The organism is Prosthecodimorpha hirschii, from assembly GCF_001305515.1.
Taxonomy (GTDB): domain Bacteria; phylum Pseudomonadota; class Alphaproteobacteria; order Rhizobiales; family Ancalomicrobiaceae; genus Prosthecodimorpha; species Prosthecodimorpha hirschii.
Map to the genome: position 1 here is coordinate 3,833,208 of NZ_LJYW01000001.1, position 26,125 is coordinate 3,859,332.

Consider the following 26,125-nt stretch of genomic DNA (forward strand, 5'->3'; position numbering starts at 1 on the left):
CCCGGACCTGGTGGCGGGCCGATCCGTGCTGGTCTTTGCGGCCGGTTCCGGCCTGGAGGCGGTGGCGGCCGTCAAGGCCGGCGCGCGCCATGTGCTGGCGACCGACATCGACCGCTACGCGCTCGCCGCCATGACGCTCAACGCCGCCGCCAACGGCGTCGCCTTCGCGATGTCGGGCGCGGATTGGATCGGCGCGCCGGTCGACGGCTACGAGGTCGTGCTGCTCGGCGACGTCTTCTTCGAACGCCCCCTGGCCGATCGGGTCGGCGCCTGGGCGGCATCGGCCGTCGCGGCCGGCGCGCTGGTGCTGGTCGGCGATCCGGGCCGCAGCTACCTGCCGCGCGACCGGATGGACGCGCTGGCCGACTATCGCGTGCCGACGACGCGGGCGCTCGAGGACGCCGACATCAAGCACACCACGGTCTGGCGGTTTCGCGGGTAGTCCGTGCCGGGTTTAGGCCGGCACGGATACCGGATCGGGCGCGGGCGACGGCCGGTCGGCGACGCCGGGCCCGGCGAAGGGACCGGTCATGGCGGAGGCCCCCAGCGCGCGCAGGCGGATCGCCGCGGCGGCATCCGCAACCGCGCCGCCGGTCAGCTCCGCGCCGAGCGATCGCACCATGGCGGCCAGTGCCGCGAGAAGGCCGGTCGCCGCGTCGTCGGACGATTGCGCGACCAGGTCGCCGGCCAGCTCGATGCTGTCCGGGGCCAGGCGGCGCAGCTCGGCCAGATCGATCGGACCCCGGCCGAAATCGGTCGCCGCGATCCGGATGCCCAGGCCGCGCAACTCGCCGATGGCCGTGCGCACCGTGTCCGCCAGCTGGGTCAGCGTCGCGCAGGGCAGTTCGATCGTCAGGCGGCCGGCCATGTCGGGCCGGCGGGCGAGACGCTTGCGGATGACGGCCGTCCAGCGGCTGTCGCACAGAACCTCGGGCATCGCCTGGATGGCGAGGCGAAGCGACGGCTCGGCCGCCAGATCGACGACGGCGCGGTTCAGCGCGCTGAGGTCGAGCGCGGCGGAGAGACCGGTGGTGGCGGTGACCCGGGCGATCCGCTCCGGATCGGGATCGGCGTCGCAGACCAGCCGGTAGGACAGGATGCGCCGGCCGCCGGCCTCCCGGCATGGCTGGTAGAGATAGCCGACCGTCCCGGCGGCCAGCGCGGTGCCGAGGCTGCGGGCGAGGTCCTGGTCGCTGGTGGCACTGTGGTCCGCCTCCGCCAGGCTGCCGGCCTGGAACCCGCCCGGGCGTCGTTCGCGACCGGCGGCCAGCGCGCGTTCCGCGGCGGTGACGATCGCCTCCAGGTCGGTGTCCCGCTTGGCGATGCACAGGCCGCCGAGCGAGACGGACAGACCGAGCGGACCGGATCGCGTGTCGACCAGGGATCGCCGGACCGCCGCCGCGAAGCGCTCGCCGACGACCGTGATGGCCTTTTCGTTGCAGTCCATGATCAAGAGGCCGAGCCGGTTTCCCGACAGGCGGCCGATCAGGTCGCCGGCCCGCAATTCCGCGCGGATGCGGTGCGCCGCCTCGGCGATCATGCGGTCGCCGATCTCGCTGCCGAAGGTTTCGTTGAGCGCGGCCAGTCCGTCGATGGCGGCGATCAGGAAGGCGGCCGGCTTGCGCCCGCGCCCGATGGCCGGCAGGGCGGCCTGGACGGCGGCGAGGAACTGGCCGCGCTCGAGCTGACCGGTCAGCCCGTCATAGCGCGATCCCGCCGTCGCCCCGGCGGCCTCCGCGCAGCTCTGGTCGAGAACGCGGATCAGCCCCTGGGCGCGTTCCGGGCGACCGCGGGCATCGGCAAACCATCGGCCGACATCCTCGATGGCGAGCGCAGGCGAATCCGGCCCGTTGAGCCGCAGCCGGTAGGTGGCCCGATACGGCACACCCTGCCCGCCGTCGGTGTTGGCCGTCGCCCGGATCGCGTCGGCGCGGCCCTCCGGTGTCTCGGGATCGAGCAGGGCGTCGAAGCGCGAACCGGTCGCGATGCGGTCGAAACCAGGCAGCCCGAGCACGTCGGCGGCATTGGCTCCCCAGACGAGCGCGTCGGTGCGAAGCGTCCACTCGTAGACGGCGGCGCGCACCGTCAGGAGAATGTCGCGAGCGCTCGTTGGGCGGATTTCCGCGGGTTTCGTTGCCAAGTCCGCCTCTGATCGGGGATCGACGCTAGGTCCGCCGATCCTCCCCCGCGAGATTCGGCAGCGGGCAGTCTCCACCAGGATCGTCGAAATTCCGTTTAAGCCGGACGACGGCGGCCGCGAATCGGCGGCCGCCCCCTCCCCACCGGCACCGCTCTTGCCTATGTGTTACCGAAAGGTTGATGGGCTGTCCCGAAACGGGACGGTCGATCGTCGGTGAGGCGGATGCGGATCGAAGCGGGCCCGAGCATCATGGCGGCGAACCCGAATGCGGGTCGCGCCCTGGTGCCCGTGGCCCGTGTCGGCGATCCGGGCGGCGACCGCCGGTCCGAAGACCGCGGACGGTCGTCACGCCCGCCGGGCTCGCCCGAGCCCGATCCGCGCCTGCCGCCCGGACGCCTGTTCGCCCCGATCGTCGCGCAGATCCTGTCCGGCCGCGACGCCGCGGCGGGCGCCGGTCCGTATCGCCGGGCCGGGACGGAAGCGGCGATCCGGGCCTATGGCGAGGCGCTGCGCCGCACGGAGAGATTGCCGGCCGGCACCATGCTGGCCCGGTCCGCCTGACGGGCCGGTCCGCCCGGCAGGATCGGCGGGTTTTCTCGCCGGACGTCGGCGTCCGGCGGATCCGTCAGTAGCCGAGCGCGCAGCCGTCCTTGCGCGGATCGGAGGCGCCGATCAGCAGGTCGCGCTCCCAGTCGATCATCACGGCCTGACCACCGCCGAAAGGGGCCGGGCGGGCTTCGACCGTGTGGCCCAGGGCGGCGAGGCCGGCGACGGTCGCCTCCGGAATGCCCGCCTCGACCTCCACCACTGCGCCGCCGTCGCGCCAGAACACGCGCGGAGAGTCGAGGGCTTCCTGCAGGTCGAGTCCGAAATCCGCGATGTTGCTGATGAAATGGGCGTGGCCGCAGGCCTGATACGCGCCGCCCATGACCCCGAAGGGCATCAAGGGCCGGCCGTGCTTCAACGCGAAGCCGGGAATGATGGTGTGCATCGGCCGTTTGGCCGGGCCGATCGTGTTCGGATGGCCGGGCGCGATGCGGAAGGCGGAGCCGCGATTCTGCAGCATCACCCCGGTCTTCTCGGTGCAGATGCCGACACCGAACCCGTCATAGATCGAGTTGATGAAGGAAACGGCCATCCGGTCCCGGTCGACGACGGACAGATAGACCGTGTCGGCCTCCGGGATTCGCTCCGGCGTCACGTCCGCGAGGCGCTGCCGGCGGTCGATCCGGTCGGCGAGGCCGGCGCCGTAGCCGTCGGAGATCAGCGTGTCGACCGGCACCCGCATGGCGGCCGGGTCGGCGATGAAGGCGTCCCGGCAGGCATAGGCGAGGCGCGAAGCCTCGATTTCCAGGTGCAGGCGCTCCGGTCCGTTCGGGTCGAGGCCGGCGAGGTCGAAGCGCTTCAGGATGTTGAGCAGGATCAGGGCGGTGATGCCCTGGCCGTTCGGCGGCAACTCGGCGATTTCCAGGTCGCGATAGGCCGAGACGACCGGCACCACCGGCGTCGCCTCGGCACGGGCGAAGTCCTCCAGCGTCAGCAGGCCGCCTCGGGCCGCCAGCGTGGCGACGATGTCGGCGGCGGCTTCGCCCTCGTAGAAGGCCTTCGGACCGTCGGCCGCAACCGCGCGAAGCGTGCGTGCCAGGGCCGGCAGGCGGACGCGGTCGCCGATGGCCGGGGCACGCCCACCGGGGAGATAGTGCAGGCTGGCGCCCGGATCGGCGGCGAGTTTCTGGACGAAGCCGGCCCAGTCGTGGCCGACGCGCGGCGCCACCGCATAGCCGTCCTCGGCGAATTCGATCGCCGGCGCCAGGCAGCGGTCGAGACCGAAGCGCCCGAAGCGGTCGAGCAGGTGGGCCCAGGCGGCGATCGTGCCGGGCACCGTGACCGCATGCGGGCTGGTGGCCCCGATCTCGGTGAAGCCGCGCTCCAGGTACCAGTCGGTTGAGGCCGCAGCCGCGGCGCGGCCGGATCCGTTGACGCCGGCAAGCGCCTCCCCGGGCTTCGCCACGATCGCGAAGCAGTCGCCGCCGATGCCGGTCATGTGCGGCTCGACGACGGCCAGGACGGCCGCGGCGGTGACGGCGGCATCGACCGCATTGCCGCCCGCCTTCAGGCAGTCGAGCGCGGCGCCGGTCGCCAGCGGATGCGAGGTGGCAGCCATGCCCCGGCCGGCATGGACGGTGGAACGGCCCGGATGGTGGAAATTTCTCAAGGACGCCTCGGCTCGATCACGGAAATCCGGCCGGCCGGAAGGCCGGTTCCGGAAGAATGCTCAGGCGTCCCGACCGAACCGAACGGCGTGCCGGGACGCGGATATGATCAGAGTTGGTCGGACCGCTCGTAGCCGAAGTCGCGGCGGGCACCGCGGATCGTGATCGAGAAGCCGCCGATCACGTCGATCAGCGAGATGAACAGCAGGATGAAGAACACCCAGGTGGCGCAGTAGGACACCGCGATGAACTCGATCAGATAGACCACGAAGACGGCCATCGAGGCGGCATGGTCGAAGATCGAGTTCGAGCTGGTATGGGTGGCCTTCAGGATCTCGACGAACAGGAAGACGAGGCCCGCGAGGACCATCAGGGCGCCGACCGTCAGCTTGAACTGAGCGCCGGAGACCATGGTGATGCTCATGATCGCATGGTCCCAATTGGCATCGGAATAGCCCCCGAGCAGGCCGAGACCGGTGAAATTGTAGACGATCAGCGGGATGATGGTGAAGGGAATGGCGAGCAGCATGTGCATAGTCCGTGATTGACCTGACCAGCCACCACCTATGCACGGCGTTCGCGAAAAAACAAAGGCCGGCGGGAGCCGGCCTTCGCACTTTCCGTTCGGTGAAACCGCGGCGCATCGGCGCCGGTCAGGCGTCCGCCTTCGGCTCCAGGACCTGCTTGCCCCGGTACATCCCCGTCTTCAGGTCGATGTGATGGGGGCGGCGCAGTTCGCCCGAGTCCTTGTCCTCGGTGTAGGTCGGCGCCTTGAGGGCGTCGGCCGAGCGACGGAATCCGCGCTTCATGCGCGACGTTTTTCTCTTGGGTACGGCCATCGTCGAAACTCCGGTCAGAACGGCGGACGACCTTACCGTCTTCCTGCCGAGGATACTGGCACCTGGTCGAAAACCGCTCGACCCGGATGGTGTCGCCCGGGGCCGAGGCGGTCGAATTCGGTGGAATGGGCGGCCTTATACAGAACTCGTGCCGGCTTGACCAGTCCGCAGCGACTTTTTTGTGAGACGGCGTCGGGCATCGGCTCATAAGACGCAGGGAACGCTGCCGTCCGGACCGGCGGCCCGCCGTTCGAGCCGGTTGACGAGGCCGATCTGGCCGCGGCTGGGGCGGCGCGCATCCCGGAGGATCGGGTTCGGCAACGAGGTCGCCAGGATCGCGGCCTCGCGCGGCCCGAGGCTGTCGGCGGACTTGCCGAAGGCGCGCCGCGCGCCGGCCTCCGCCCCGTAGGTTCCGGGGCCCCACTCGGCGATGTTGAGATAGATCTCCAGCACGCGGCGCTTCGGCAGGACGAGGTCGATCCACAGGGCGAGCGGCGCCTCGACGATCTTGCGCAGATAGGAGCGCTGCGGCCACAGGAACAGGTTCTTGGCCACCTGCATGGTGATGGTCGAGACGCCGCGCGGCCGCCGGCCGGACCGCTCGGCCCTGGCCATGGCGAGATCGATCGCCGCCCAGTCGATGCCCGCATGGCTGCAGAAGCGTGCGTCCTCGCTCGCCACCACGGCGCGGATCAGGCTCGGGGCGATGCGTTCCAGCGGGACCCATCGATGGTCGACCGGGCGGCCGAGCAGGCGATCGGCCAGCATCAGGGTGGAGACCGGGTCGACCCACCGATAGGCGACCGTCAGGGTCACCGGAACCAGGAACAGCGTGGCGAGCACAGCCGACGCGACCCGAAGCGTCTTCCCAACAGCGGCCCGCACGAGTTCTCCCGCGTTCGACTTCAAAGCACGGCGATTTTCGGCTAGCCAAGCCTGTACGTCCACCCCATAGCGAGCCCGCCACCTTGACCCGTGCCAAGACCGCCTTCGAAGACGCCCTGGCGCGGACCGCCGCCGCCGTCGAAACCATGCTGGACGGCCTGCTCGGGCGCGAATCGCTGGCCGGCGAACTGGAACGGCCGGTGCGGCTCCTGGAGGCGATGCGCTATGCCGTGCTCGGCGGCGGCAAGCGCCTGCGTCCGTTCCTGCTGATCGAGACCGCCCGCCTGTTCGGTGCGGAGGGCATCGGCGCGGTGCGCGCCGGGGCCGCCTTCGAGATGGTGCATGGCTACAGCCTGGTCCATGACGACCTGCCGGCCATGGACGACGACGACCTGCGCCGCGGCCGGCCGACGGTGCATCGCGCCTACGACCAGGCGACCGCCATCCTGGTCGGCGATGCGCTTCTCACGCTGGCCTTCGACGTGATGGCCGATCCGGCGACGGATGTCTCCGCGGATGTGCGGGCCGGCCTCGTGCTGCGTCTGGCGCGGGCCTCCGGGCTCGGCGGCATGGTCGGCGGACAGGTGCTGGATCTGGCGGCCGAGGGGCGCTGGACCCCGGAAGGCCGCCCGCTGGCCCTGTCCTCGGAACGCATCCAGCGGCTTCAGGCGATGAAGACCGGCGCGCTGATCGCCGCCTCGGTCGAGGCCGGGGCGCTGATCGGGCGGGCCGGGCCGGCCGAGATGGCCGCCCTGTCGACCTACGGCACGCTGATCGGTCGCGCCTTCCAGATCGCCGACGACCTGCTCGACGTGGAAGCGTCCACGGAGACCGCCGGCAAGGCGACCGGCAAGGACGCGGCGCGCGGCAAGGCCACGCTGGTCGGGCTGCATGGGGCGGATGCGATGCGGGCGCGGTTGGAGGCGATCGTCGACGACGCGGTCGACCGGCTCGGCCCCTTCGGCGATCGCGCCGCCGTCCTGGTCGAGGCGGCCCGCTTCATCGCCTTTCGCGACCGCTGATCGCCCCGCGTCAAGAAAAAGCCCCGGCGGGAGACCCGCCGGGGCAGTGCTGGGCCTGGGAGGAGCCCGAAGCGAGATTTGCGGTCAGCGCGCGGCGAATTCCGCGACCTCGGCGGCGAGGCGACGCTGCATCGCGGTCGCCAGCGTCGAGACCGGGCGGTTGCGGACCGTCGGGTCGGCGGCGACCGGGGTCGCGAACCAGGACGCCGTGGCCGAGGACGGCACGATGCCGGGCCGGGCCGAGGCCGAGCCGAAGCGGTCGAGCTTGGCCTGCTGGACGGCGGCCGACATCAGGTCGTCGGCCAGCGCCAGGGCGGCACCGGCATTGGGCGTGCCGCCGGCAACCGCGAGACCGACCGTCTCGGCGACCTGGCCGGGAATGGTGGTGACTCGGATCGACGCCGGCAGGGCGCCGCGGGCGGCAGCCTCGGCGATGTCGTCCTGGCCGGTGACCGCGACCTTCACGTCGCCGCGGGCAAGCCGCAGCAGCACCTCGGCGGGGGTCCGCGTCACGGAGGCGTGCAGGCGCAGGCTGCGGAAATAGTTGACCGCCGGCACCCCGCAGGCGCCGCCGGCATAGTCGGCCGCCGCGCCGGGCGTCATCTCGGTATCGTAGATGCGCGACAGGCAGACCGGGCTGGCCAGCGCGATGGTCACGGTCTCGGCGAAGGAGGCGCGGGCGCCGTTCTCGCTCGGACGGGCGTAGCCGAGGCGGCCGGGATTGACCGAGGCGTAGTTGGCGAGACCGGCGAGGTCGGCGATCTGGTCCGGCTTCACGGCGGCGGAATCGTAGGCGACGACCTGACGGGCGACATGGAACGGCACGGTGGCGCCGCCGGTGTGGCTGGCATCGGCGACCGTCGCGCCGGTCCAGCCGATATCGCGGGCATTCGGCAGCAGGCCGACCAGATCCAGGCCGGCGTCGAGGCCGGCGGCGATCAGGCGGCGCTGGTCGCGCTCGCCGAGCAGGACGAGGTCGGCCGGCGCCGGCACGCCGGCATCGCGGGCGTTGGCAAGCTCGGCGATGATCACGTCCGACGGCTTCACGACGAAGCGGACGACCATGCCGTGGGAGCGGGCGAAGCGCGGCGCGACGACCTCGGCGAACAGGCGCGAGAAGCGCGCCTCGTCGGCATAGACGGTCAGCGCGACGCCGGGCTTCAGCGACGGCAGCACGGCCTGGCGGAAATGGGTGCGGTCCAGGCCGGCATGGGCGGAGACGGGCTCCGCCATGGCGGCCCCGGTGCTGACCAGGAGGGCGAAGGCGGGCAGGACGGCGGTGGCAATGCGGGACATCGGTCTTCTCCTGATGGCGCGGATCGCGCGCCCTTGTGCGGTCGGAGCCGACCCTGTCTGAACGTTTCCGTACGATCAGGTCTTTTTGTTGCGGGCGCTCAGGCCTTGGTTGGCGGAACAGTATTCAGCGCCGCGCCACTGTCAAATCAGTGACAAAGATCAAATCCGGGTCACGATATGTCGAGATGTCGCACCGCAGCAAACTTCGGCGGACGCGAACCGATTTAAGTCGCAGTAAGATTGCGGAGGGATCGCCATGTCGGCAACATTCGTTCTTCAGGGCTAAATCGGATTGAAGGGGGCCTTCAGAAACTTTCATTCAGGGCTCAAACATTGCCCGGTCTTTGAAACGATTAAACCTGCCGTTGGGTCCGCTGGATCGCCGGACGGGCCGCCGGCGACACTCCCCGGCGGTCGTAAAAAATGCCCGGAGCGACCTCCGGGCATTCCGAAAAATCATACCTGAGGGCCGGCGATTCGGTCGCTCAGACCGTCACGACGCGCAGGTTGTTGGTCGATCCGGCGGCCCCGAAGGGCACGCCCGCGACCACCACCACGCTCTGTCCGGCCTGCGCGAAGTTATGCGCGCGGACCTGCGCGACCGCCTCCTCGACCATCTGGGAATAGCTGGTCACGTCGTCGGAGCGGACGTTGTAGGCGCCCCAAAGCAAGGCCAGGCGGCGGGCGGTGTTCAGGTTGGGGGTGATCGCCAGGATCGGCACGCCGGTGCGCTGGCGCGCGATGCGGGCCGCCGTGGTGCCGCTCGACGTGAAGGCGACCACGCCGGCGGCCCCGATCGTCTTGGCGACCTCGGCGGCGGCGGCCGAGACCGCGTGCTGGGCGAGCGGTTCGACGGAGGGGTGCAGCGCCTCGATGATCGGCGGGTATGACTTGTGGCGCTCGGTATGGGCCACGATCCGGTCCATGGTGGCGACCGCCTCGAGCGGATACTGGCCGGAGGCGCTTTCGGCGGAGAGCATCACCGCATCGGCGCCGTCATAGATGGCGGTGGCCACGTCGGAGGCTTCGGCGCGGGTCGGGGCGGGCGCCTGGATCATGCTTTCCAGCATCTGGGTGGCGATGATCACCGGCTTGCCGGCCAGCCGGCACAGGCGGACGAGGTCCTTCTGGGCACCCGGCACTTCTTCCGGCGGGATTTCCACGCCGAGATCGCCGCGGGCGACCATGATCGCGTCGGCCAGCCGCAGGATGTCCTCGATCTCGCCGAGCGCGCGCGGCTTCTCGATCTTGGCCATCACGCCGGCGCGGCCGCCGATCAACTGGTGCGCCTCCATCAGGTCGGAGGGGCGCTGAACGAACGAGAAGGCGACCCAGTCGACGCCGAGTTCGAGCCCGAAGGCGAGGTCCTCGCGGTCCTTGTCGGTGATCGGCGACAGCTGCAGCAGGGTGTCGGGCAGGTTGACGCCCTTGCGGTCGGAGACCACGCCGCCGGTGACCACCTCGGCATCGATGAAGTCGTGGCCGCAGCCATGGGCGACGAGGCGCACCTTGCCGTCGTCGATGAGCAGCTTGTGGCCGGGCAGCATGCCCTCGAAGACTTCCGGATGCGGCAGCGGCAGCCGGGTCGGATCGGACGAGGTCCGGTCGAGCACGAAGCGGATGCGGCTGCCGGTCTCGAGCCGGATCCTGCCGTCCGGCAGCGTGCCAAGGCGGATCTTCGGGCCCTGCAGGTCCTGCAGGATGGCGATCGGATGGCGCGCCTGCTCCTCCAGCCGCCGGATGGCGTCGTAGCGGCGCCGGTGGTCCTCGTGGCTGCCATGGCTGAAATTGAGCCGGAACACGTCGACCCCGGCGCGGAACAGCTTTTCGATCATTTCCGGTTCGGACGACGCCGGTCCGAGCGTCGCGACGATCTTGGCGCGGCGGTTGCGCAGCATGCCGGTCTCTCCTCGTCTTGCGAGCGGCACGCTCCGCCGACAGCCGTCCGCCGGCGCGGTCCCGCCAGGCCGCCGCCTCTCGCGGGCGGTCGGTCGCGACGGGAGCTTCGCTCCCGTCCGCCGCGTCGTCATGACACAGCAGGAGAGAAAGGAAAACCTCTTCCGGCAGAGCTTGCAGATTTCAGTGGGCCGGGGCGGCGCTCATCCGGTCAGCAGACAGGCGTCGCCGCGGGTCGGACTGCGCTGGACGAAGGCCGGACGCTCGGCCGCGCAGCGGGGCTCGGCCACCACGCAGCGCTCCCGGAAGGCGCAGCCGGCCGGCAGTTCGGCGAGATCGGGCGGCGCACCCGGGATGGTCTCGAGCCGGGAGCCCGGCACCGCATGCTCGACGCGGGCGGCGAGCAGGCCGCGCGTATAGGGGTGTCGCGGCGTGCGCACGACGTCCGCCACCTTGCCCTCCTCGACGATGCGCCCGGCATACATGACCGCGACCCGGTCGGCGACCTCGACGGCGACGCCGATATCGTGGGTGACGAAGATCACCGACAGGCCGAGTTCGCGCTGCAGGTCGCGCAGCAAGAGGAGGATCTGGATCTGCACGGTGGCGTCGAGCGCGGTGGTCGGCTCGTCGGCGAGCAGGACCTTCGGGTTGCAGGCGAGCGCCAGAGCGATCATGGCCCGCTGGCGCATGCCGCCCGACATCGAACTCGGATAGGCGGCGAGGCGCCGCTCCGGCGCCGGGATGCTGACCTTCTTGAAGAGGGCCAGCGCGCGCGCCTCGGCCTCCGCGGTCGACACGCTCTCGTGGCGGCGGATCGTCTCGACGATCTGGCGGCCGACCGTATAGACCGGGTCCATGGCGAGCCCGGGATCCTGGAAGATCATCGAGACCTTGCGGCCGCGATAGTCGGCGAGCGCGCGCGGCGACAGGGCGAGCACGTCCTCGCCGTCGACGCGGATGGTGCCTTCCATGCGCGACCGGTTTTTCGGATGCAGCCGCAGGAGCGAGCGCAGCGTGACGCTCTTGCCGGACCCGGATTCGCCGAGCAGCGCGACCACCTCGCCCGGAGCGACCGAAAGGCTCACGTCGTCGACCGCGCGGACCGCCTTGCCGCGACCCGTGAAGGTGACGCTCAGATTGCGGATGTCGATCATCGGGGTCATGCGGGCACCGCCACGGCGGGAGCGCGGGAATGGCCGGAGCCGGCGGCGCGCATCAGGCAGGCGGCGGCGTGGCGCGCGCCGGCCCGATCGGTGCCGGTCGCCGCCATTTCCGGCTCCTTGACCGAGCAGACCGCCTCGGCGACCGCGCAGCGCGGATGGAAGCGGCAGCCGGGCGGCGGGTTGATCGGGTTCGGCGGATCGCCGGTCAGCGGCGGCCGCTCGACGCGGTGGTCGGGGTCCATGCTCGGCATCGAGGCGAGCAGGGCCGCCGTATAGGGATGGGCGGGCTGATTGAAGACCGCATCGCGGCCGCCGAGTTCGGCAACCTTGCCGAGATACATCACCAGCACGCGGTCGACCATGAAGCGGACGACGTTCAGGTCGTGCGAGATGAAGATGTAGGTGAGGTTGAATTCCTGCTTCAGGTCCATGAGCAGGTTCAGCACCTGCGCTTCGACCGATTTGTCGAGCGCCGAGACGGCTTCGTCGAGGATGACGAGGCGCGGATTCATGGCCAGGGCGCGGGCGATGTTGATGCGCTGGCGCTGCCCGCCGGAGAGTTCGTGCGGGAAGCGGCCGGCGAAGCGCGCCGGCTCCAGGCCGACGCGATCGAGCAGGTCGTGGGCGCGCGCGATCGCCTGGCGCGCCGGCAGGCCGTGCACCTGCGGCCCGAAGGCGATCGAGTCCTCGATGGTCAGGCGCGGATTGAGCGAGGCATAGCTGTCCTGGAAGACCATCTGCACCTGACGGCGGTACTCGGTCAGGCTGAGGGCGCCGCCGAGTTCCTCGCCGTCGAAGACCAGCCGGCCGGCATCGGGCGGCATCAGCTGCATCAGGAGCCGGGCCGTCGTCGACTTGCCGCAGCCGGACTCGCCGACGATGCCGAGCGTTTCGCCCTTGATCAGGTCGAAATCGACGCCGTCGACGGCGCGCACCACGGTGCCCTCGCCGAAGGGCGAGCCGCCGACCTTGAAATGCTTGACGAGGCCGGTGACGGAGAGCAGCGGCTGGGCCGGGCCGCCGCGATCGCGCGGATCGAGCACGGTCTTCTTCGGCGCGCGCCAAACCTCTGGCGGCCAGACCGATTCGGCGTTGCGGGTCGAGGCGGGCGAAAGCGGCCCGGTCATGCCTTCACGTCCATGGCGGAGCGCAATCCGTCGGAAAGCGTGTTGAAGGAGATCGAGGTGATGAAGATCATGATGCCCGGCAGGGCGGCGACCATCGGCTGGGTGTAGATCGCCGTCCTGAGCGTGTTCAGCATCAGGCCCCATTCGGCTTCCGGCGGACGCACGCCGAGGCCGAGGAAGGACAGGCCGGCGGCGAGGATCATCGAGACCGAGATCAGGCTGGTCGCATAGACGAAGACCGGGCCGAGCACGTTGGGCAGGACATGGATGCGGATGATCTTGGCGGCGCCGGCGCCGCTGGTCCGTGCCGCCTCGACATAGTCGAGACTTCGGACCTGCGTGGTGACGGCCTCGGCGATGCGGGTGACCGGCGGGATGAACACGATGGTCAGTGCGACCATCGCATTCAGAAGGCCCGCGCCGAGCGCGCCGGACAGCGCCACGGCAAGCAGCACCGACGGGAAGGCGAAGAACACGTCGGCCGTGCGCATGATCACCGTGTTGAGGAAACCGCCCGCATAGCCGGCCGTGACCCCCAGGATGGTGCCGATCACGAAGGCGACCGGGACCGGCGTGACGCCCATGATCAGCGACAGGCGCGAGCCGTAGATCAGGCGCGAGAGCATGTCGCGGCCGAGTTCGTCGCCGCCGAGCGGATAGCCGGGCGTGCCGATCGGCTTCAGGCGCCGCAGCATGGTCGCCTTGGCCGGGTCGGCCGGCGCCAGATAGGGCGCCAGGATGGCCATCAGGACGATCAGGACCAGGATCGCCAGCGCCGCCATGGCGAGCTTGTCGCGGCTGAGGCGGGTGAAGACGCCGCTCCAATAGCCGGGCGAGCGGGCGACCACGGTCGGGACGGCGGGAAGGGCGGGCGAGAGCGACACCACGGCCTCAGCTCCTCTTCACGCGCGGATCGACCGCCGCCTGCGCGACATCGACGACGAGGTTCAGGACCACGAAGAACATGGCCAGCACCAGGATGGTCCCCTGTAAAAGCGGCAGGTCGCGCTGGAAGATGGCGGTGTTGAGCAGGAAGCCGGTGCCCGGCCAGGCGAACACGGTCTCGATCAGGATCGAGCCGCCGAGCAGGTAGCCGAGCTGCAGGCCCATCACCGCAAAGGCGGTCGGGGCGGCATTCTTGACCACATGGGCGAAGACGCCGCGGTCGAGCAGGCCCTTGGCGGTCAGTCCCTGCACGAATTCCTGGCTCAGGATCTCGGCGACCAGGGCCCGGAGCGTGCGCGCGATGATGCCCATCGGGATCACCGACATGGTCACGGCCGGCAGGATCAGGAAGCGCAGATAGTCCCAGTCGAGGCTGCGCGCGTCGGACGAGCCGTTCGGGCCGCCGCCGGTTGCCGGCAGCAGGTTGAGCTGCACCGAGAAGATGATCACCAGCACCATGCCGAGCCAGTAGTGCGGCACGCTGACGCCGATCACGGCCAGGAAGCTCGCCAGCTTGTCGATCCAGCTGTTGCGGAAATAGCCAGCGACGAAGCCGAACAGCGAGCCGAAGAAGAACCCGATCAGGGTCGCGGCCGCCGCCAGGATGACCGAGTTGACCACCGCGCGGCCGACCTCGAAGGCCACCGGCCGGCCGGTGGCGATCGAGGTGCCGAGATCGCCGGTCAGGACGCGCCCGAGCCAGAGGACGAACTGGACCGGCAGCGGCTGGTCGAAGCCGTAGAGCTTGCGCATCTCGGCCTGGGTCTCCGCCGAGGCGTCCGTCGGCAGGATGGCGGTCAGCGGGTCGCCCGGCGAGAGATGCACGAGCAGGAAGCAGACCACGCTGACCCCGAGCGCGACCGGCAGGATCAGGAGCATGCGCTTCAGCACATAGGACAGCATGCGTCGGAGGCTCCGGGGTCATCGGCCGTGTGAGGGCGGTATCGAGGGGGCGTCGGGTGTCGGGACCCGGTCGGAAGGCGGCGGGATCCCGTCGGCGCCCGGGACGGGACGGGCGCGGCGCGCAAGGCGCCGCGCCGGCCGGATCAGTCCATCGTGATGGAGGAGAAGTTCTGGAACCAGTTCTGCGCCTGCACGAAGCCCTTGACCTTCGCGCTCATCGCGCGGGCATTGACGTCGTGGGTGACCATCAGGAACAGCGCCTCGTCGACATACTTCTCGTGGATCTTCTCCAGGGTCTTCTGCTGCGCCGCCGGATCGAAGGTCGTGCGGACCTCGTCGAACAGCTTGTCCATCGCCGGATCGCAGTAGTAGCCCCAGTTGGTGCCGGCCGGCGGGGCCAGGTTGCACTGCAGGTGGCGCATGAAGCCGGTGAAGGGATCCTGAATGAAGTAGGTGTAGTTCATCCCCGTGGCGCCCTTGGAGCTTTCATGCTTCGCGCCGGCCCGCCAGATGTTGATCAGCGTGTTCCACTCGACGACCTCGAACGACACCTTGATGCCGACCTCGGCGAGATTCTGCTGCACGAACTCGTTCATCGGTAGCGGCAGCATCTGGCCGGACCCCGACGGCGAGATCAGGATCTTGGTCTCCAGCGGCTTGGCGGGGCTGTAGCCGGCCTCGGCGAGCAGCTTCTTGGCCGCCTCGGGATCGTATTTCAGCTTGAAGGTCGGCTTGCCGAACCACTGGTGGCCGGGCGGCATGAAGCCCTCGGCCGGGATCATCAGGCCCGAGAGCAGTTCCTTCATGCCCTCGCGGTCGACCGCCAGATTCGCCGCCTTGCGCACGCGGATGTCGTTCCAGGGCGATCCTTCGACGCGGGAGAGGTGCCAGGTCCAGTTGTGCGGATAGGCGTTGGTGACGATCTTGAAGCCGGCCGACTTCAGCGACGGAACCGTATCCGGCGCGGGCGCCTCGATCCAGTCGACCTGGCCGGACCGGAGAGCGGCGACGCGGGCCGACGGCTCCGGCAGCGGGATCACGACGAGCTTGTCGAGCTTCGGGACGCGGGTCTTGTCCCAGTAGTCGGCGTTCGGGACCATCTCGGCCTTCTCGCGCGGGACGAAGGACACGATCTTCCACGGGCCGGTGCCGGACGGGCTCTTGGCATAATTGTCCCAGTTCTTGCCCTGCTTCTCCCAGTTGGCCGGGGAGGACATCATGATCCAGGCAAGCTGGTAGGGCAGGGTGGCGTCGGGGGTCTTGGTGACGATCTCGACGGTCAGCGGATCGATCGCCTTGTAGCTGGCCACCGCCGGGATGCGCGAACGGCCCTGCGCCGACTGGCGCGGATCGAACTGGGCGGCATCCTTGTTGAGCAGCTTCTCGAAGTTCCAGACGACCGTGTCGGCGTTGAACTCGCTGCCGTCATGGAACTTGACGCCCGGACGGAGCTTGAAGGTCCACTTGGTCTTGTCGGTGGCGTCGACCGTCCAGGAGGTGGCCAGGCCCGGGATGATGGTCGAGGGCTTGTCCGAGGTGGTCAGGTCCCACTCGATCAGCGAATCGTAGGCGGTGTAGCCGAGGAAGCGCATGCCCTCGCCGCCATTGTCGGTCTGGCCGGTGGTCAGCGGAATGTCCGACGCGGTCATGCCGACGCGCAGGGTGCCGCCGGCCGAGGCGAGCGCGGTCGAGCCGAGGAGCAGGATGCCGGTGGCGAGGGATTTCCAGAGACGACGCGTGACCATGAGGGACTTTCCGGCGGTTGGAGGAACTAGGTTCGGCTCGCAGCTACAAGAAGCGTGCCGGGCCGCCGGGCGGGGCGATGGGCGCCCCCCGGACAGGCCCGAAGGCTCCGCAAAGGCGCCGGCGGGCTGGGCGCGGGCCGGATGGTCGCTCGGGAAAACCCTGACCTTTTCCGCATGCCGTTGCGGTACCGGCCCGAGACCAAGGCGTCGGGCGGACGGACATCGGCGTTCGGCTGCCGACACCGGACCGGCGGCGACGGCGGTATACACGAATGCCTAAAAAATATGCGTAACATAAAATATGACCAATAAATGATCATCAATGCGCCGTCCCGGTCCCGACGTGGTGCGGGGGAGATGCGGGACGGCGCCGGGTCGATTGGCGTTCGTAAACGACATCATGCACTTGGCCTCGCAGGCCCTTGCCTCGGGAGAGGCGCCGCGGCATTGTCCTCGCGCAAATTGTAACGAATTGCTAACCCTGGATGGACGTGCGGGCGGCGATGCCTACGCAACGGGAGAGTGAATCATGTCAACGCGCCGTAGGGTCGCCGCTACCGCCCTGCCGTTGTTGTTCGTCGCCGGGACGCCGGCGGTGGCCCAGCAGGTCGAATATACCCGGGTCGGATCCTTCGCGATCCTCCAGATCTACGAGAACGGACAGTTCAACCGGTGCTCCGCCTCGATGGGGCCCGGGCCGTCCATGCTGCGCTTCGCCGTCACACCTGCGGGCGTCTACACCGTGTCGGTGCCCGATCCGGGCATCCGCGGCGGCCCCGTTCAGGCGACCTTCCTGTTCGAGCGCGGGCCGAACATTCCGCTTCCGGTCGGCGGCACGGGCGGACGGGTTTGGTTCGCCATGCCGGATCGCATGCTGCAGACCGTCTCGGCCCATCGCGGTCAGATGATGGTCGACCTGAGCGGCCCCGGCGTCCCCAACGGCATTGCCAGCTATCGCTGGACCTTGAACGGCATGACCACCGTCTTGACCGCGCTCAGCGATTGCATCGCCGTGTCGACCGGCGGCGGCCAGTCCGCGGCCGCGCCGCCCCGGCCGCCGTCCGGCGGGTTCGGCCAAACCCAGCAGGGCTTCGGCCAGGCGCAAGGCGGCGGGCAGGGGCAGGGCTTCGGCCCGGCGCAAGGCGGCGGGCAGGCCCAGGGTGGCTTCCAGGGTCAGCAGGGCGGCGCGCCGGCCGGCCAGCCGACGGGGGTGCGCGAGGACTACGCCTCGGCGGGCCCGTGGACGATCGAGTATTTCAGGCGAAACCAGCGCGGCAAGGTTCTGTTCTGCTCGACGACGCGGATCCTGGCGTCCGAGACGGCGATCCGCTTCCGTCTCGACGGCAAGTCCCTGTTGATCGACTTCATGGGCGAGTCCACCGGGGCGCTCGGCCGTCAGGTGCCGGTCGCCTACACCTTCTCGTCGAAGAAGTACAATACCCGCAACACGGTCAAGGGCGTCGCCGTCGCCAGCACGGATCCGGAAGGCGTCGAGTGGCTGTCGCTCTCCGAGCCGAAGGGCACCGGCCATTACGAACTCCTGGCCGACGCCGATACCGTGACCATCCAGGGCGGCGGCAAGACCTGGCGCTATGCCATCGGCGAGACGACCGGGCCGATGGAGAGCGTCATGGAATGCGTTCAGAAATTCATCCCGTCCTGATCCCGGCAGCGGGTCTCGAAACGAAAGCGGCGGCCGGAGCGATCCGGCCGCCGTTTGTTTTCGTGCGGTACTCTGTCAGCCGACGTAGCCGAACAGCCGTGGCAGGAACAGGACCGTCTGCGGCACCAGGAGCATGATCAGAAGCGCGACCACCAGGACCCCGATGAAGGGCCAGATCGCCTTGATGATGGTCCGGAGCGGGATGCCCGTGATCGCGTTGATGACGAAGAGCAGGACCCCGTAGGGCGGCGTGATCAGGCCGATCATGCAGTTCACGACGGCGGTGACGCCGAAATGGACCATGTCGATGCCGAGCGCCTTGCAGGTCGGGATGAACAGCGGAATGATCACCAGGATGATCGTCGTGGCGTCGAGCAGGCAGCCGAGGATCAGGAACAGGACGTTGACGCCGAGCAGGAAGACCAGCGGCGAGACGTCGAGCCCCTTCATCAAGGTGGAGACCTGGGCCGGGATGTTCTCGGCGGCGACGATATAGTTGAAGATCAGCGAGGCGCCGATCACCAGGCCGACCGAGGCGGTCGCCCGGCCGCTTTCCAGGAACACCGAATAGAGCGTGCCGAAGCTGACCGCCCGGTAGAAGAAGGTCGCCAGGATCAGCGCATAGAGCGCCGCGATGGCTGCCGCCTCGGTCGGCGTGGTCGCCCCGCCATAGATGCCGAACAGCAGGATGACCGGCATCATCAGCGCCGGGAAGGCGCGCAGCGTCAGCCGCGGCAGTTCCGAGCGCGGCACGGGCTCTTCGAGCGGCACATTCTCGATCCGCGCCATCCGGGCGTTGAGGATCATCAGGGCGAAGCCCATCATGATGCCGGGGACGAAGCCGCCGAGGAACAGGTAGCCGATCGAGGTGTCCGAGATCAGCGCATACATGACCATCGGGATCGACGGCGGGATGATCGGGCCGATGGTCGAGGCGGCCGCCGTGATCGCGGCGGCATAGCCGGCCGAATAGCGGTTCTCCTGCCGCATCATCCCGATGATGATCTTGCCGAGGCCGACCGCGTCGGCGACCGCCGAGCCCGACATGCCGGCGAAGATCATGTTGGCGACGACGTTGACGTGGCCGAGACCGCCGCGGAAGCGCCCGACCAGGGCCAGACAGAACTTCAGCAGCCGCTCGGAGATCGTACCCGCGTTCATGATGTTGGCGGCGGTGATGAACAACGGAATCGCGAGCAGCAGGAAGCTGTCGTAGATGCCCTGGATCATCTGCTCGGCGGCGAGACCGACATCCTGGCCCTTCAGGAACAGGTAGAAGATCGACGAGACGATCATCGAGAGGGCGACGGGGGCGCCGATGCCGGCGAGGCCGAACAGCAGCGCGATGCACCAGTAGAAGGCGGGGCTCATAGGGAGTCCTCCCGCTCGAAGGCGGCCATCGGCGTGCCCTGGGCCAGGCGGACGGCGCGGATCAGGTAGCGCACGACCATGCCGGCCAAGAAGGCGAGGTAGACGGAGAACAGAAAGTCGAGCCGGATGCCGAGCATGTCGCTCGACCGGATCGCCTTGAACGAAATGTAGTCCCAGGTCGCCGGCGCCGAGGCGAGAAAGCCGCCCGCCAGCAGGACCGCGCTGATCAGCGCATAGATGCGCCGGGTCCGCTCGCGGCCCGCATTGTAGATCACGTCGAACTTCACGTGGTCGCGGTCGTCGAGCAGGAAGGCGGCGCCCCAGAACACCGCCCAGAGCCAGGTGTCGAGGATGACCTCATAGGCCCAGTCGACCGGCGCGTTGAAGACGTAGCGCGAGCCGATCTGGACGATGAAGGCGGCGAACATGACCGCCATCAGGATGACGAGCACGTTCTCGGCCCGCTTGTGCAGAAAATGAATGACCGCCCGCATGGCCGGTTCCCCTCCCTTGGCCACAGCCGATCGGACGGCGGTCCCCATCCGCTTCGGCGCAGAGAGGAACCGCCGCATGGCATCGCGTCCCTGTCCGATCCGGGGCCGTTGAGCGGCAAGCGGTCAGGGATCATGCCTCCGGCGGGGCGGGCGCAGGACCCGCCGACCGCCTTCGGGCCGTCACTGGATGGCGTTGATCTTGTCGACCAGACCGGCCGGCCAGTCCTTCGCGAACTTGGAGGTCAGGTAGTCGGCCTGGACCTTCTTGCGGAACGCGGCGACATCGGGCGCATAGACCTTGAGGCCCTGCTGCTTGAAGAAGTCGACCAGATCGTCCTCGAGCTTCAGCTGGGCCTGGCGCGCGGCCTCGGCGGCGGCGTCGGCGGCCTTCTGCAGCGTCGCCTGCTGGTCGGGGGTGAACTTGTCCCAGACCTTCTTGGAGAAGGCGAGATAGTTCTGGTCGACCAGGTGGCTGGTCAGGACGATCTGCTTGGTGACCTCGTAGAACTTGGAGTCCTTGTCGGTCGGCAGCGGGTTGTCCTGGCCGTCGATCGCGCCGGTCTGCAGCGCGGTATAGATCTCCGTGAAGGCCATCGGCAGCGGGTTGGCGCCGAGCGCCTTGCCGAGGAACAGCCAGGCTTCCGAGTTCGGCATGCGCAGCTTCATGCCGGCGAGATCCTCGGGGGTCTTGATCTCCTTCTCGGAGCGCAGGTTGAGCTGGCGGCGGCCGAGATACATGACCGAGAGCAGCTTGACGCCGAGCTTGTCCTCGGTGGTCTTCTTCAGGCCGTCCATCAGGTCGGAGGCGAACACCTTCTTCTGGTGCTCGGCATCGCGCAGCAGGTAGCCGGCGGTGAAGATCGACCAGGCCGGGATCAGGGTGGCGAGTTCCTGCGCCGAGGTGATCGACATTTCCAGGTTGCCGCGCGCGATCGCCTCGAGCTCGGTGCCCTGCTTGAACAGCGTCGCGTTGTAGTGCGGCTGATAGGTGGCGAAGCCGGCGACGGCCGGGCCGAAATGCTTTTCGAGGCCGATCGCGCGCTGGTCGGTCGGGGTCAGCGGTGCCGACATGCGCAGCAGCGGCTTGTCCGCCTGGGCGCGGGCGCTCGACAGGCCGAAGCCGGCGACGGCGGCGCCGGCGAGGGAGGCTTGCAGAAGCGAGCGGCGGGAAAGAACGGTCATCGGGCTTCCTCCTTGGGTTCTTGCTTGGTTGTCGGCGGCTCTTCGTTAAGCCCTGGGGATCGCGGCCGCAATCTCGATCCCCGGGTCTAGTCCTGGATCATAGACCGTCGAAATGGGCCCGCATCCGATCGGGATCGGGTTCGGCACCCGTGAACAGCCGGAAGGCTCCGACCGCCTGGAACACCGCCATGCCGCCGCCGGCGAGAATACGGCAGCCTTTGGCGCGTGCCGTGGCCAGAAGCTCGGTTTCGAGCGGGAAATACACGATGTCGGCGACCCAGTGGTCGGGCCGGATCAGCGAAGCCGGCAGCGGCAAGCCGGGATACTTGGCCATGCCGACCGGCGTCGCGTTGACGATGCCGGCGCTGCGCGCAGCGTCCGCGGCCGAACCCGCCTCGGCCCGACCGGCGCCGAAACGCGCGCTGAGATCGCCGGCGAGCGCGGCGGCCCGGGCCGGATCGGTGTCGACGACGGTCAACCGGCCGATCCCGAGCGTCAGGAGCGCATGGGCCACCGCCACGCCGGCGCCGCCGGCGCCGAACAGGATGGCCGATTCGATGGATTGTCCGGCCATGCTGCGCCGGAAGCTTTCGGCGAAGCCCCACCAGTCGGTGTTGTGGCCGATGGCCCGGTCGCCCTCGAATACGACGGTGTTGACGGCGCCGAGCGCCCGGGCGTCGTCGGAGAGACCGTCGAGATGGGCGATGACCGCCTGCTTGAACGGATGGGTCACGTTGAGGCCGGCAAAGCCGAGCCGCCGCGCCGCCATGAGGATGCTGCCGAGTTCGTCGTCGGCGAGGCCGAGGCGGTCGAAATCGATCAGCCGGTAGACGTAGCGCAGCCCGAGTTCGTCGGCCTCGCGCTCGTGCATCGCCGGCGTCTTGGAGAGCTGGATGCCGCGCCCGACCAGTCCGACCACGAAAGACGGCGCGCGCAAGGCGGCGCGTTCGGCGGACGGACCCGTCACGGGGCGTTCGGCAGCGGATGACGGCAAGGGCATGTCCTCGACCCGGTACGTGGCGTCTGGACCCGTCTAGCGCAGGTCTTCGAGCGTCCGATCCTCAATCCGGGTGCGTGGCCGATCCGTTGCCGGAGATCCGTGCGCAGCCCGGATCCTGGCGGATCCGACGGAGGGGACTATGTACGAACCGGTTAGTATGTCAAGATTGCATCGATTCAAAAGCCGCGATCCGCCCTTTCGGCGCGATCCCGAAACTTGCGAACATGCGCTACTGTCCCGCGCGGCGGTACGGTAAGCCGTGCGGCGGTATCCGGTCGGACCATCGGTTCCGGCCGGGCATGCCAACGGGCGGGCGCGCGCGACGTGGCGGACATGCCGGCCGGGAGCCGGCCTGCCGCAGGGGAGGCAGTGGATGAAGGACGGCGGAGTGCCCGACCGGGACAAGGCTGCGGGGCGGGACAGGCCTGCCGCCCGCGGCCCGGCCCTGCGCGCCAACGACCCGGAGAATACCCGCCGCAACATTCTCGACGTCGCCAGCCGGGAATTCGCCGAGAAGGGCTTCACGGGCGCCCGCGTCGACGAGATCGCCGCCCGGACCGAAACCTCCAAGCGGATGATCTACTATTATTTCGGCGACAAGGAGGGACTGTTCGTCGCCGTCCTGGAGGAGGCCTACAAGAGCATCCGCGCCCGCGAGGCGGAGCTGAAGCTCGATCATCTCTCGCCCGAGGACGCCATCCGCGCCCTGGTCGGCTTCACCTTCGACTTCCAGAACGACAACGAGCAGTTCGTCCGCATCGTGATGACCGAGAACATCCATTACGGCGCGCATCTCGGATCGTCGCGCATCCTGCAGGATCTCAACGTCTCGGTGATCGACACGATCCGCTCGATCTATTCCCGCGGGGTCGCCGAAGGCGTGTTCCGGCCGGGCATCGACGAGATCGACTTGCACCAGACGATCAGCGCGCTGTGCATCTTCAACGTCTCGAACCGCTACACCTTCTCGCGCATCTTCAAGCGCGACCTGACCGATCCGGAGGTGCGCGCGCGCCGGAAGGCCTCGGTCGTCGAGACCGTGGTCCGCTCGCTGAAGGCTTGATCGCGGCCGGCGGAACGGTCAGCCTGCCGGCTTCCTGATGTGCAGACCGCGAGGCCGTCATGGCTCCCGATTCGAACAGCGTGCTCCTGGTCGTCGACGTGCAGAACGGCTTCCTGCCGGGCGGCAGCCTGGCGGTTCCCGACGGCGACGCCGTCATCCCGGTCATCAATGCCCTCGGCCGGCACTTTGCCCAGGTCGTGCTGACCCAGGACTGGCACCCGCCCGGGCACATCTCCTTCGCGTCCAGCCATCCCGGCCGGGCGCCGTTCGAGACCGTCGAACTCGCCTACGGCCCGCAGGTGCTCTGGCCGGATCATTGCGTGCAGGGGACGCAGAGCGCCGAACTGGCCGCCGGGCTCGACCTGCCGCAGGCGCAGTTGATCATCCGCAAGGGCTGCCATCCGGGCGTCGACAGCTATTCGGCCTTCCGCGAGGCCGACCGGACCACCCGGACGGGGCTCGCCGGCTACCTGCGCGAACGCGGCATCGAGACCGTCTGGTGCGTCGGTCTCGCCACCGATTTCTGCGTCGCCTGGAGCGCGATCGACGCGGCCGAGGCCGGGTTCCGCACGATCGTCATCGAGGCGGCCTGCCGGGCGATCGATACCGGCGGCTCGCTCGCCAAGGCCTGGGCGGACATGGAGCGGGCCGGCGTGACGCGGCTCGCCGCTGCCGCATTCGACTGAGGGTCCCGGGCGGCACGCGAAGCCGCCCGGCGGCACGTGAGGCCGCTTGGCGGCACGTGCCGCCCGGATTGCCGGAACGCACGCGGGCGCCGTCAGGTCCTGAGCACCCGGTAGATGGCCGGGATGACCAGCACGGTCAGCAGCGTCGAGGAGGCGAGGCCGAACAGCAGCGACAGGGCGAGGCCCTGAAAGATCGGATCGGTCAGGATCACGGCCGCGCCGATCATCGCCGCCAGGGCGGTCAGCAGGATCGGCTTGAACCGGATCGCGCCGGCCTCGATCAGGATGTCGGCGAGCGGCCGCGCCCGCGTGACCGGACCCTCGGGTGTGGCGACCGTCTCCTCGCGCGGGGCGTGGCGGACGAAGTCGACCAGCAGGATCGAGTTGCGCACGATGATGCCGGCGAGCGCGATGAAGCCGATCATCGAGGTCGCCGTAAACGGCGCGTGGAACAGCCAGTGCCCGCCGAGGATGCCGATGAAGGTGAGCGGGATCGGCGTCAGGATGACCAGCGGCAGCTTGAAGGAACCGAACTGGGCGACGACCAGGATATAGATGCCGAGCATCGCCACCATGAAAGCCGCGCCCATGTCGCGGAAGGTGACCCAGGTGACCTCCCATTCGCCGTCCCAGAGCAGCACCGGCCGGCTTTCGTCGACGGGCTGGCCGTGCAGCGCGATGCGCGGCTTTTCCAGGCCGGTCCAATCCTGCCGGTCGAGCGCCTCCTGGACGGCCAGCATGCCGTAGAGCGGAGCCTCGTAGGCGCCGGCCAGTTCCGCGGTGACCATCTCGGCGGCCCGCCCGTTGTGGCGGAAGACCGGGTAGCTGGCGGTTTCGTCGCGCAACCGGATCACGTCGCCGAGTTCGACCACGCCGCGGTCGCCGGGTAGGACATTGGCCGGGATCGGCGTGGTCAGGGCGCGCTCGTCCATGACCCGGTCGCCCTTGGGTCGGCCGAGCTGGATCGGGATGGCGGCCCGGCCGCCGCCGCGATGGGAATAGCCGACCGTGGTGGTGCCGTTCAGGATCGCCAGCGTGTCGAGCACGTCGCCCTCCTCGACGCGGAAATAGGCGATGTCGTCGGCCGACAGGGTCGCCCGGATGCGCCGCGCCGGCGTGCCGTAGCTGTCGTCGACATCGACCACGAAGGGTACCGACCGGAACGCCGCCGCAACCTTGTCGGCCGTCCGCCGCCTCGTCTCGGCGTCGGGGCCGTAGATCTCGGCGAGCAGGGTCGCCATGACGGGCGGGCCCGGCGGCGGTTCGACCACCTTCAGCGAGGTCCCGGCCGGCACCGGCACCGCGGCGATCTGGCGGCGCAGGTCGAGCGCGATCTCGTGGCTCGACCGGGTCCGCTCGGCCTTGGGCTTGAGGTTGAGCTGGACATCGCCGAGCTGCGGCTCGGCGCGCAGATAGGCGTGCCGGACCAGGCCGTTGAAGTTGAACGGCGCAGCCGTGCCGGCATGGGTCTGGACGGAGACGACCTCCTTCATGCCGAGTGCGACCCGGGCGATCGCCTGGGCGGCGGCATCGGTCGCCTCCACCGACGCGCCCTCGGGCAGGTCGATGACCACCGCCAGCTCCGACTTGTTGTCGAAGGGCAGCAGCTTGACGGTCACGTCCTTGGTGTAGAACAGCGCCAGCGAGCCGAGGGTCGCGACGCCGACCGCGAGCAGGAAGGTCCAGCTCGCCGCCTTGGAGGCGAGAATCGGGCGGGCAACGCCGGCATAGAGCCGTCCCAGCCGGCCGCCGGCGCCATCATGCACGTCGTGGCCGTGCAGCGGCGCCTTGCCGGCGACCTTGAGCATCAGCCAGGGCGTGACCGTGACGGCGACGAAGAACGAGAAGATCATCGCCGCCGAGGCGTTCGACGGGATCGGGCTCATATAGGGGCCCATCATGCCGCTGACGAAGAGCATCGGCAGCAGGGCCGCAACGACCGTCAGGGTCGCCACGATGGTCGGGTTGCCGACCTCCGCGACCGCCTCGATGGCGGCGTCGCGCCGCGAGCGGCCGTCCTTCATGCCCCAGTGGCGGGCGATGTTCTCGATCACCACGATGGCGTCGTCGACCAGGATGCCGATCGAGAAGATCAGGGCGAAGAGCGAGACGCGGTTGAGCGTGTAGCCCATCAGCCGGGCGGCGAAGAGGGTCAACAGGATGGTGACCGGGATCACCACCGCGACCACCAGCGCCTCGCGCCGGCCGATCGAAAACCAGACCAGCGCGATGATCGACAGGGTGGCGAGGCCGAGATGGAACAGAAGTTCGTTCGCCTTCTCGTTGGCCGTCTCGCCATAGTCGCGCGTCTGCGAATAGACGTGGTCGACGCCCGAAATCGCCCGGACGATGGTCTCCAACGGTTCGGTGACCAGCTTGACCGCATCCTCGGCCCTCAATCCGGGCGCGGAGACGCGGATGTCGACCATCGGCACGGAGATCTGCGGCTCCTCTTCGCGCGGCAGCGTGACGAGGGCGACGAGCCCCAT

At 69.2% G+C, this 26,125-nt stretch carries 23 protein-coding genes; 6 read left to right on the forward strand and 17 right to left on the reverse strand.

Annotated features, from left to right (window positions below; genetic code table 11):
• Window positions 1-442: class I SAM-dependent methyltransferase (locus ABB55_RS16830; RefSeq protein WP_152982079.1), on the forward strand; the 442-nt coding region annotated here is incomplete at its 5' end.
• 12 nt (window positions 443-454) lie between these two features.
• Here ABB55_RS16830 and ABB55_RS16835 read toward each other — a convergent pair.
• Window positions 455-2,140 carry a bifunctional diguanylate cyclase/phosphodiesterase gene (locus tag ABB55_RS16835; protein ID WP_152982080.1) on the reverse strand — a complete coding sequence of 562 codons (1,686 nt, stop codon included), beginning with the start codon at window positions 2,138-2,140 and terminating at the stop codon, window positions 455-457.
• Window positions 2,141-2,362: 222 nt separating this feature from the next.
• Between ABB55_RS16835 and ABB55_RS16840 the strand changes: the two genes are divergently transcribed.
• The gene (locus ABB55_RS16840) at window positions 2,363-2,701 is read left to right on the forward strand and encodes a hypothetical protein (protein ID WP_054359838.1); all 339 of its coding nucleotides are present in this window, start codon (window positions 2,363-2,365) and stop codon (window positions 2,699-2,701) included.
• Window positions 2,702-2,765: 64 nt separating this feature from the next.
• Here the strand turns inward: ABB55_RS16840 and ABB55_RS16845 are convergent, their stop codons facing one another.
• The 4 genes from ABB55_RS16845 to mtgA form a co-directional block, all read right to left on the reverse strand.
• Window positions 2,766-4,304 (reverse strand): gamma-glutamyltransferase family protein, encoded by a 1,539-nt coding sequence (locus ABB55_RS16845; RefSeq protein WP_152982081.1) that lies wholly within the window; start codon window positions 4,302-4,304, stop codon window positions 2,766-2,768.
• A gap of 158 nt (window positions 4,305-4,462) precedes the next feature.
• A complete protein-coding gene (locus tag ABB55_RS16850) occupies window positions 4,463-4,882 on the reverse strand; it encodes a hypothetical protein (protein ID WP_200912035.1) in 420 nt (139 codons plus the stop codon).
• Between the two features lie 124 nt (window positions 4,883-5,006).
• Window positions 5,007-5,192, reverse strand: coding sequence for a 50S ribosomal protein L32 (gene rpmF / locus ABB55_RS16855; RefSeq protein ID WP_054359841.1), 186 nt, complete (start codon window positions 5,190-5,192; stop codon window positions 5,007-5,009).
• A gap of 204 nt (window positions 5,193-5,396) precedes the next feature.
• On the reverse strand, window positions 5,397-6,077 hold the full coding sequence (gene mtgA / locus ABB55_RS16860) for a monofunctional biosynthetic peptidoglycan transglycosylase (protein ID WP_083464142.1): 681 nt from the start codon (window positions 6,075-6,077) through the stop codon (window positions 5,397-5,399).
• Window positions 6,078-6,160: 83 nt separating this feature from the next.
• On the opposite strand from mtgA, the gene ABB55_RS16865 reads away from it, so the two are divergent.
• Window positions 6,161-7,099, forward strand: coding sequence for a polyprenyl synthetase family protein (locus ABB55_RS16865; protein WP_054359842.1), 939 nt, complete (start codon window positions 6,161-6,163; stop codon window positions 7,097-7,099).
• A gap of 84 nt (window positions 7,100-7,183) precedes the next feature.
• Here ABB55_RS16865 and ABB55_RS16870 read toward each other — a convergent pair whose 3' ends face one another.
• From ABB55_RS16870 to ABB55_RS16900, 7 genes are all read right to left on the reverse strand, one after another.
• On the reverse strand, window positions 7,184-8,395 hold the full coding sequence (locus ABB55_RS16870; RefSeq protein ID WP_054359843.1) for an extracellular solute-binding protein: 1,212 nt from the start codon (window positions 8,393-8,395) through the stop codon (window positions 7,184-7,186).
• Between the two features lie 485 nt (window positions 8,396-8,880).
• On the reverse strand, window positions 8,881-10,293 hold the full coding sequence (gene pyk, locus ABB55_RS16875) for a pyruvate kinase (RefSeq protein WP_054359844.1): 1,413 nt from the start codon (window positions 10,291-10,293) through the stop codon (window positions 8,881-8,883).
• A 201-nt stretch (window positions 10,294-10,494) separates the two neighbouring features.
• A complete protein-coding gene (locus ABB55_RS16880) occupies window positions 10,495-11,457 on the reverse strand; it encodes an ABC transporter ATP-binding protein (protein ID WP_054359845.1) in 963 nt (320 codons plus the stop codon).
• Entirely contained in the window at window positions 11,454-12,584 is a 1,131-nt protein-coding gene (locus ABB55_RS16885; protein WP_083463693.1) for an ABC transporter ATP-binding protein, read from the reverse strand. Before ABB55_RS16885 ends, ABB55_RS16880 begins: the two co-directional genes overlap by 4 nt.
• Window positions 12,581-13,471 carry an ABC transporter permease gene (locus ABB55_RS16890; RefSeq protein WP_054359846.1) on the reverse strand — a complete coding sequence of 297 codons (891 nt, stop codon included), beginning with the start codon at window positions 13,469-13,471 and terminating at the stop codon, window positions 12,581-12,583. The genes ABB55_RS16885 and ABB55_RS16890 overlap by 4 nt, the downstream gene beginning before the upstream one ends.
• 4 nt (window positions 13,472-13,475) lie before the next feature.
• The gene (locus ABB55_RS16895) at window positions 13,476-14,432 is read right to left on the reverse strand and encodes an ABC transporter permease (protein ID WP_054359847.1); all 957 of its coding nucleotides are present in this window, start codon (window positions 14,430-14,432) and stop codon (window positions 13,476-13,478) included.
• Window positions 14,433-14,575: 143 nt separating this feature from the next.
• A complete protein-coding gene (locus tag ABB55_RS16900) occupies window positions 14,576-16,177 on the reverse strand; it encodes an ABC transporter substrate-binding protein (protein ID WP_054359848.1) in 1,602 nt (533 codons plus the stop codon).
• 529 nt (window positions 16,178-16,706) lie between these two features.
• On the opposite strand from ABB55_RS16900, the gene ABB55_RS30635 reads away from it, so the two are divergent.
• A complete protein-coding gene (locus ABB55_RS30635) occupies window positions 16,707-17,840 on the forward strand; it encodes a hypothetical protein (protein WP_200912036.1) in 1,134 nt (377 codons plus the stop codon).
• A gap of 75 nt (window positions 17,841-17,915) precedes the next feature.
• Here the strand turns inward: ABB55_RS30635 and ABB55_RS16910 are convergent, their stop codons facing one another.
• The 4 genes from ABB55_RS16910 to ABB55_RS16925 form a co-directional block, all read right to left on the reverse strand.
• Complete coding sequence (locus ABB55_RS16910) at window positions 17,916-19,211, reverse strand: TRAP transporter large permease (protein WP_054359850.1); 1,296 nt, start codon at window positions 19,209-19,211, stop codon at window positions 17,916-17,918.
• Window positions 19,208-19,705 carry a TRAP transporter small permease gene (locus ABB55_RS16915; protein WP_054359851.1) on the reverse strand — a complete coding sequence of 166 codons (498 nt, stop codon included), beginning with the start codon at window positions 19,703-19,705 and terminating at the stop codon, window positions 19,208-19,210. Before ABB55_RS16915 ends, ABB55_RS16910 begins: the two co-directional genes overlap by 4 nt.
• A 180-nt stretch (window positions 19,706-19,885) precedes the next feature.
• Window positions 19,886-20,887 carry a TRAP transporter substrate-binding protein DctP gene (dctP, locus tag ABB55_RS16920; RefSeq protein WP_054359852.1) on the reverse strand — a complete coding sequence of 334 codons (1,002 nt, stop codon included), beginning with the start codon at window positions 20,885-20,887 and terminating at the stop codon, window positions 19,886-19,888.
• 97 nt (window positions 20,888-20,984) lie between these two features.
• Window positions 20,985-21,854, reverse strand: coding sequence for a shikimate dehydrogenase (locus ABB55_RS16925; RefSeq protein WP_244472058.1), 870 nt, complete (start codon window positions 21,852-21,854; stop codon window positions 20,985-20,987).
• Between the two features lie 406 nt (window positions 21,855-22,260).
• On the opposite strand from ABB55_RS16925, the gene ABB55_RS16930 reads away from it, so the two are divergent.
• Window positions 22,261-22,950 carry a TetR/AcrR family transcriptional regulator gene (locus ABB55_RS16930; RefSeq protein WP_054359853.1) on the forward strand — a complete coding sequence of 230 codons (690 nt, stop codon included), beginning with the start codon at window positions 22,261-22,263 and terminating at the stop codon, window positions 22,948-22,950.
• A gap of 59 nt (window positions 22,951-23,009) precedes the next feature.
• Window positions 23,010-23,636 carry a bifunctional nicotinamidase/pyrazinamidase gene (gene pncA / locus ABB55_RS16935; RefSeq protein ID WP_054359854.1) on the forward strand — a complete coding sequence of 209 codons (627 nt, stop codon included), beginning with the start codon at window positions 23,010-23,012 and terminating at the stop codon, window positions 23,634-23,636.
• Window positions 23,637-23,728: 92 nt separating this feature from the next.
• Here pncA and ABB55_RS16940 read toward each other — a convergent pair.
• The coding region (locus ABB55_RS16940; RefSeq protein WP_420848233.1) for an efflux RND transporter permease subunit at window positions 23,729-26,125 on the reverse strand (2,397 nt) is incomplete at its 5' end.

Bases quoted from the DNA above. Each gene is read 5' to 3' on its own strand.
- ABB55_RS16880 (WP_054359845.1), bottom strand. From the start codon at position 11,457: ATGACCCCGATGATCGACATCCGCAATCTGAGCGTCACCTTCACGGGT.
- ABB55_RS30635 (WP_200912036.1), top strand. From the start codon at position 16,707: ATGTCAACGCGCCGTAGGGTCGCCGCTACCGCCCTGCCGTTGTTGTTC.
- ABB55_RS16845 (WP_152982081.1), bottom strand. From the start codon at position 4,304: ATGGCTGCCACCTCGCATCCGCTGGCGACCGGCGCCGCGCTCGACTGC.
- ABB55_RS16910 (WP_054359850.1), bottom strand. From the start codon at position 19,211: ATGAGCCCCGCCTTCTACTGGTGCATCGCGCTGCTGTTCGGCCTCGCC.
- ABB55_RS16885 (WP_083463693.1), bottom strand. From the start codon at position 12,584: ATGACCGGGCCGCTTTCGCCCGCCTCGACCCGCAACGCCGAATCGGTC.
- ABB55_RS16930 (WP_054359853.1), top strand. From the start codon at position 22,261: ATGAAGGACGGCGGAGTGCCCGACCGGGACAAGGCTGCGGGGCGGGAC.
- ABB55_RS16895 (WP_054359847.1), bottom strand. From the start codon at position 14,432: ATGCTGTCCTATGTGCTGAAGCGCATGCTCCTGATCCTGCCGGTCGCG.
- ABB55_RS16870 (WP_054359843.1), bottom strand. From the start codon at position 8,395: ATGTCCCGCATTGCCACCGCCGTCCTGCCCGCCTTCGCCCTCCTGGTC.
- ABB55_RS16900 (WP_054359848.1), bottom strand. From the start codon at position 16,177: ATGGTCACGCGTCGTCTCTGGAAATCCCTCGCCACCGGCATCCTGCTC.
- pncA (WP_054359854.1), top strand. From the start codon at position 23,010: ATGGCTCCCGATTCGAACAGCGTGCTCCTGGTCGTCGACGTGCAGAAC.
- ABB55_RS16915 (WP_054359851.1), bottom strand. From the start codon at position 19,705: ATGCGGGCGGTCATTCATTTTCTGCACAAGCGGGCCGAGAACGTGCTC.
- ABB55_RS16840 (WP_054359838.1), top strand. From the start codon at position 2,363: ATGCGGATCGAAGCGGGCCCGAGCATCATGGCGGCGAACCCGAATGCG.
- ABB55_RS16850 (WP_200912035.1), bottom strand. From the start codon at position 4,882: ATGCTGCTCGCCATTCCCTTCACCATCATCCCGCTGATCGTCTACAAT.
- rpmF (WP_054359841.1), bottom strand. From the start codon at position 5,192: ATGGCCGTACCCAAGAGAAAAACGTCGCGCATGAAGCGCGGATTCCGT.
- dctP (WP_054359852.1), bottom strand. From the start codon at position 20,887: ATGACCGTTCTTTCCCGCCGCTCGCTTCTGCAAGCCTCCCTCGCCGGC.
- pyk (WP_054359844.1), bottom strand. From the start codon at position 10,293: ATGCTGCGCAACCGCCGCGCCAAGATCGTCGCGACGCTCGGACCGGCG.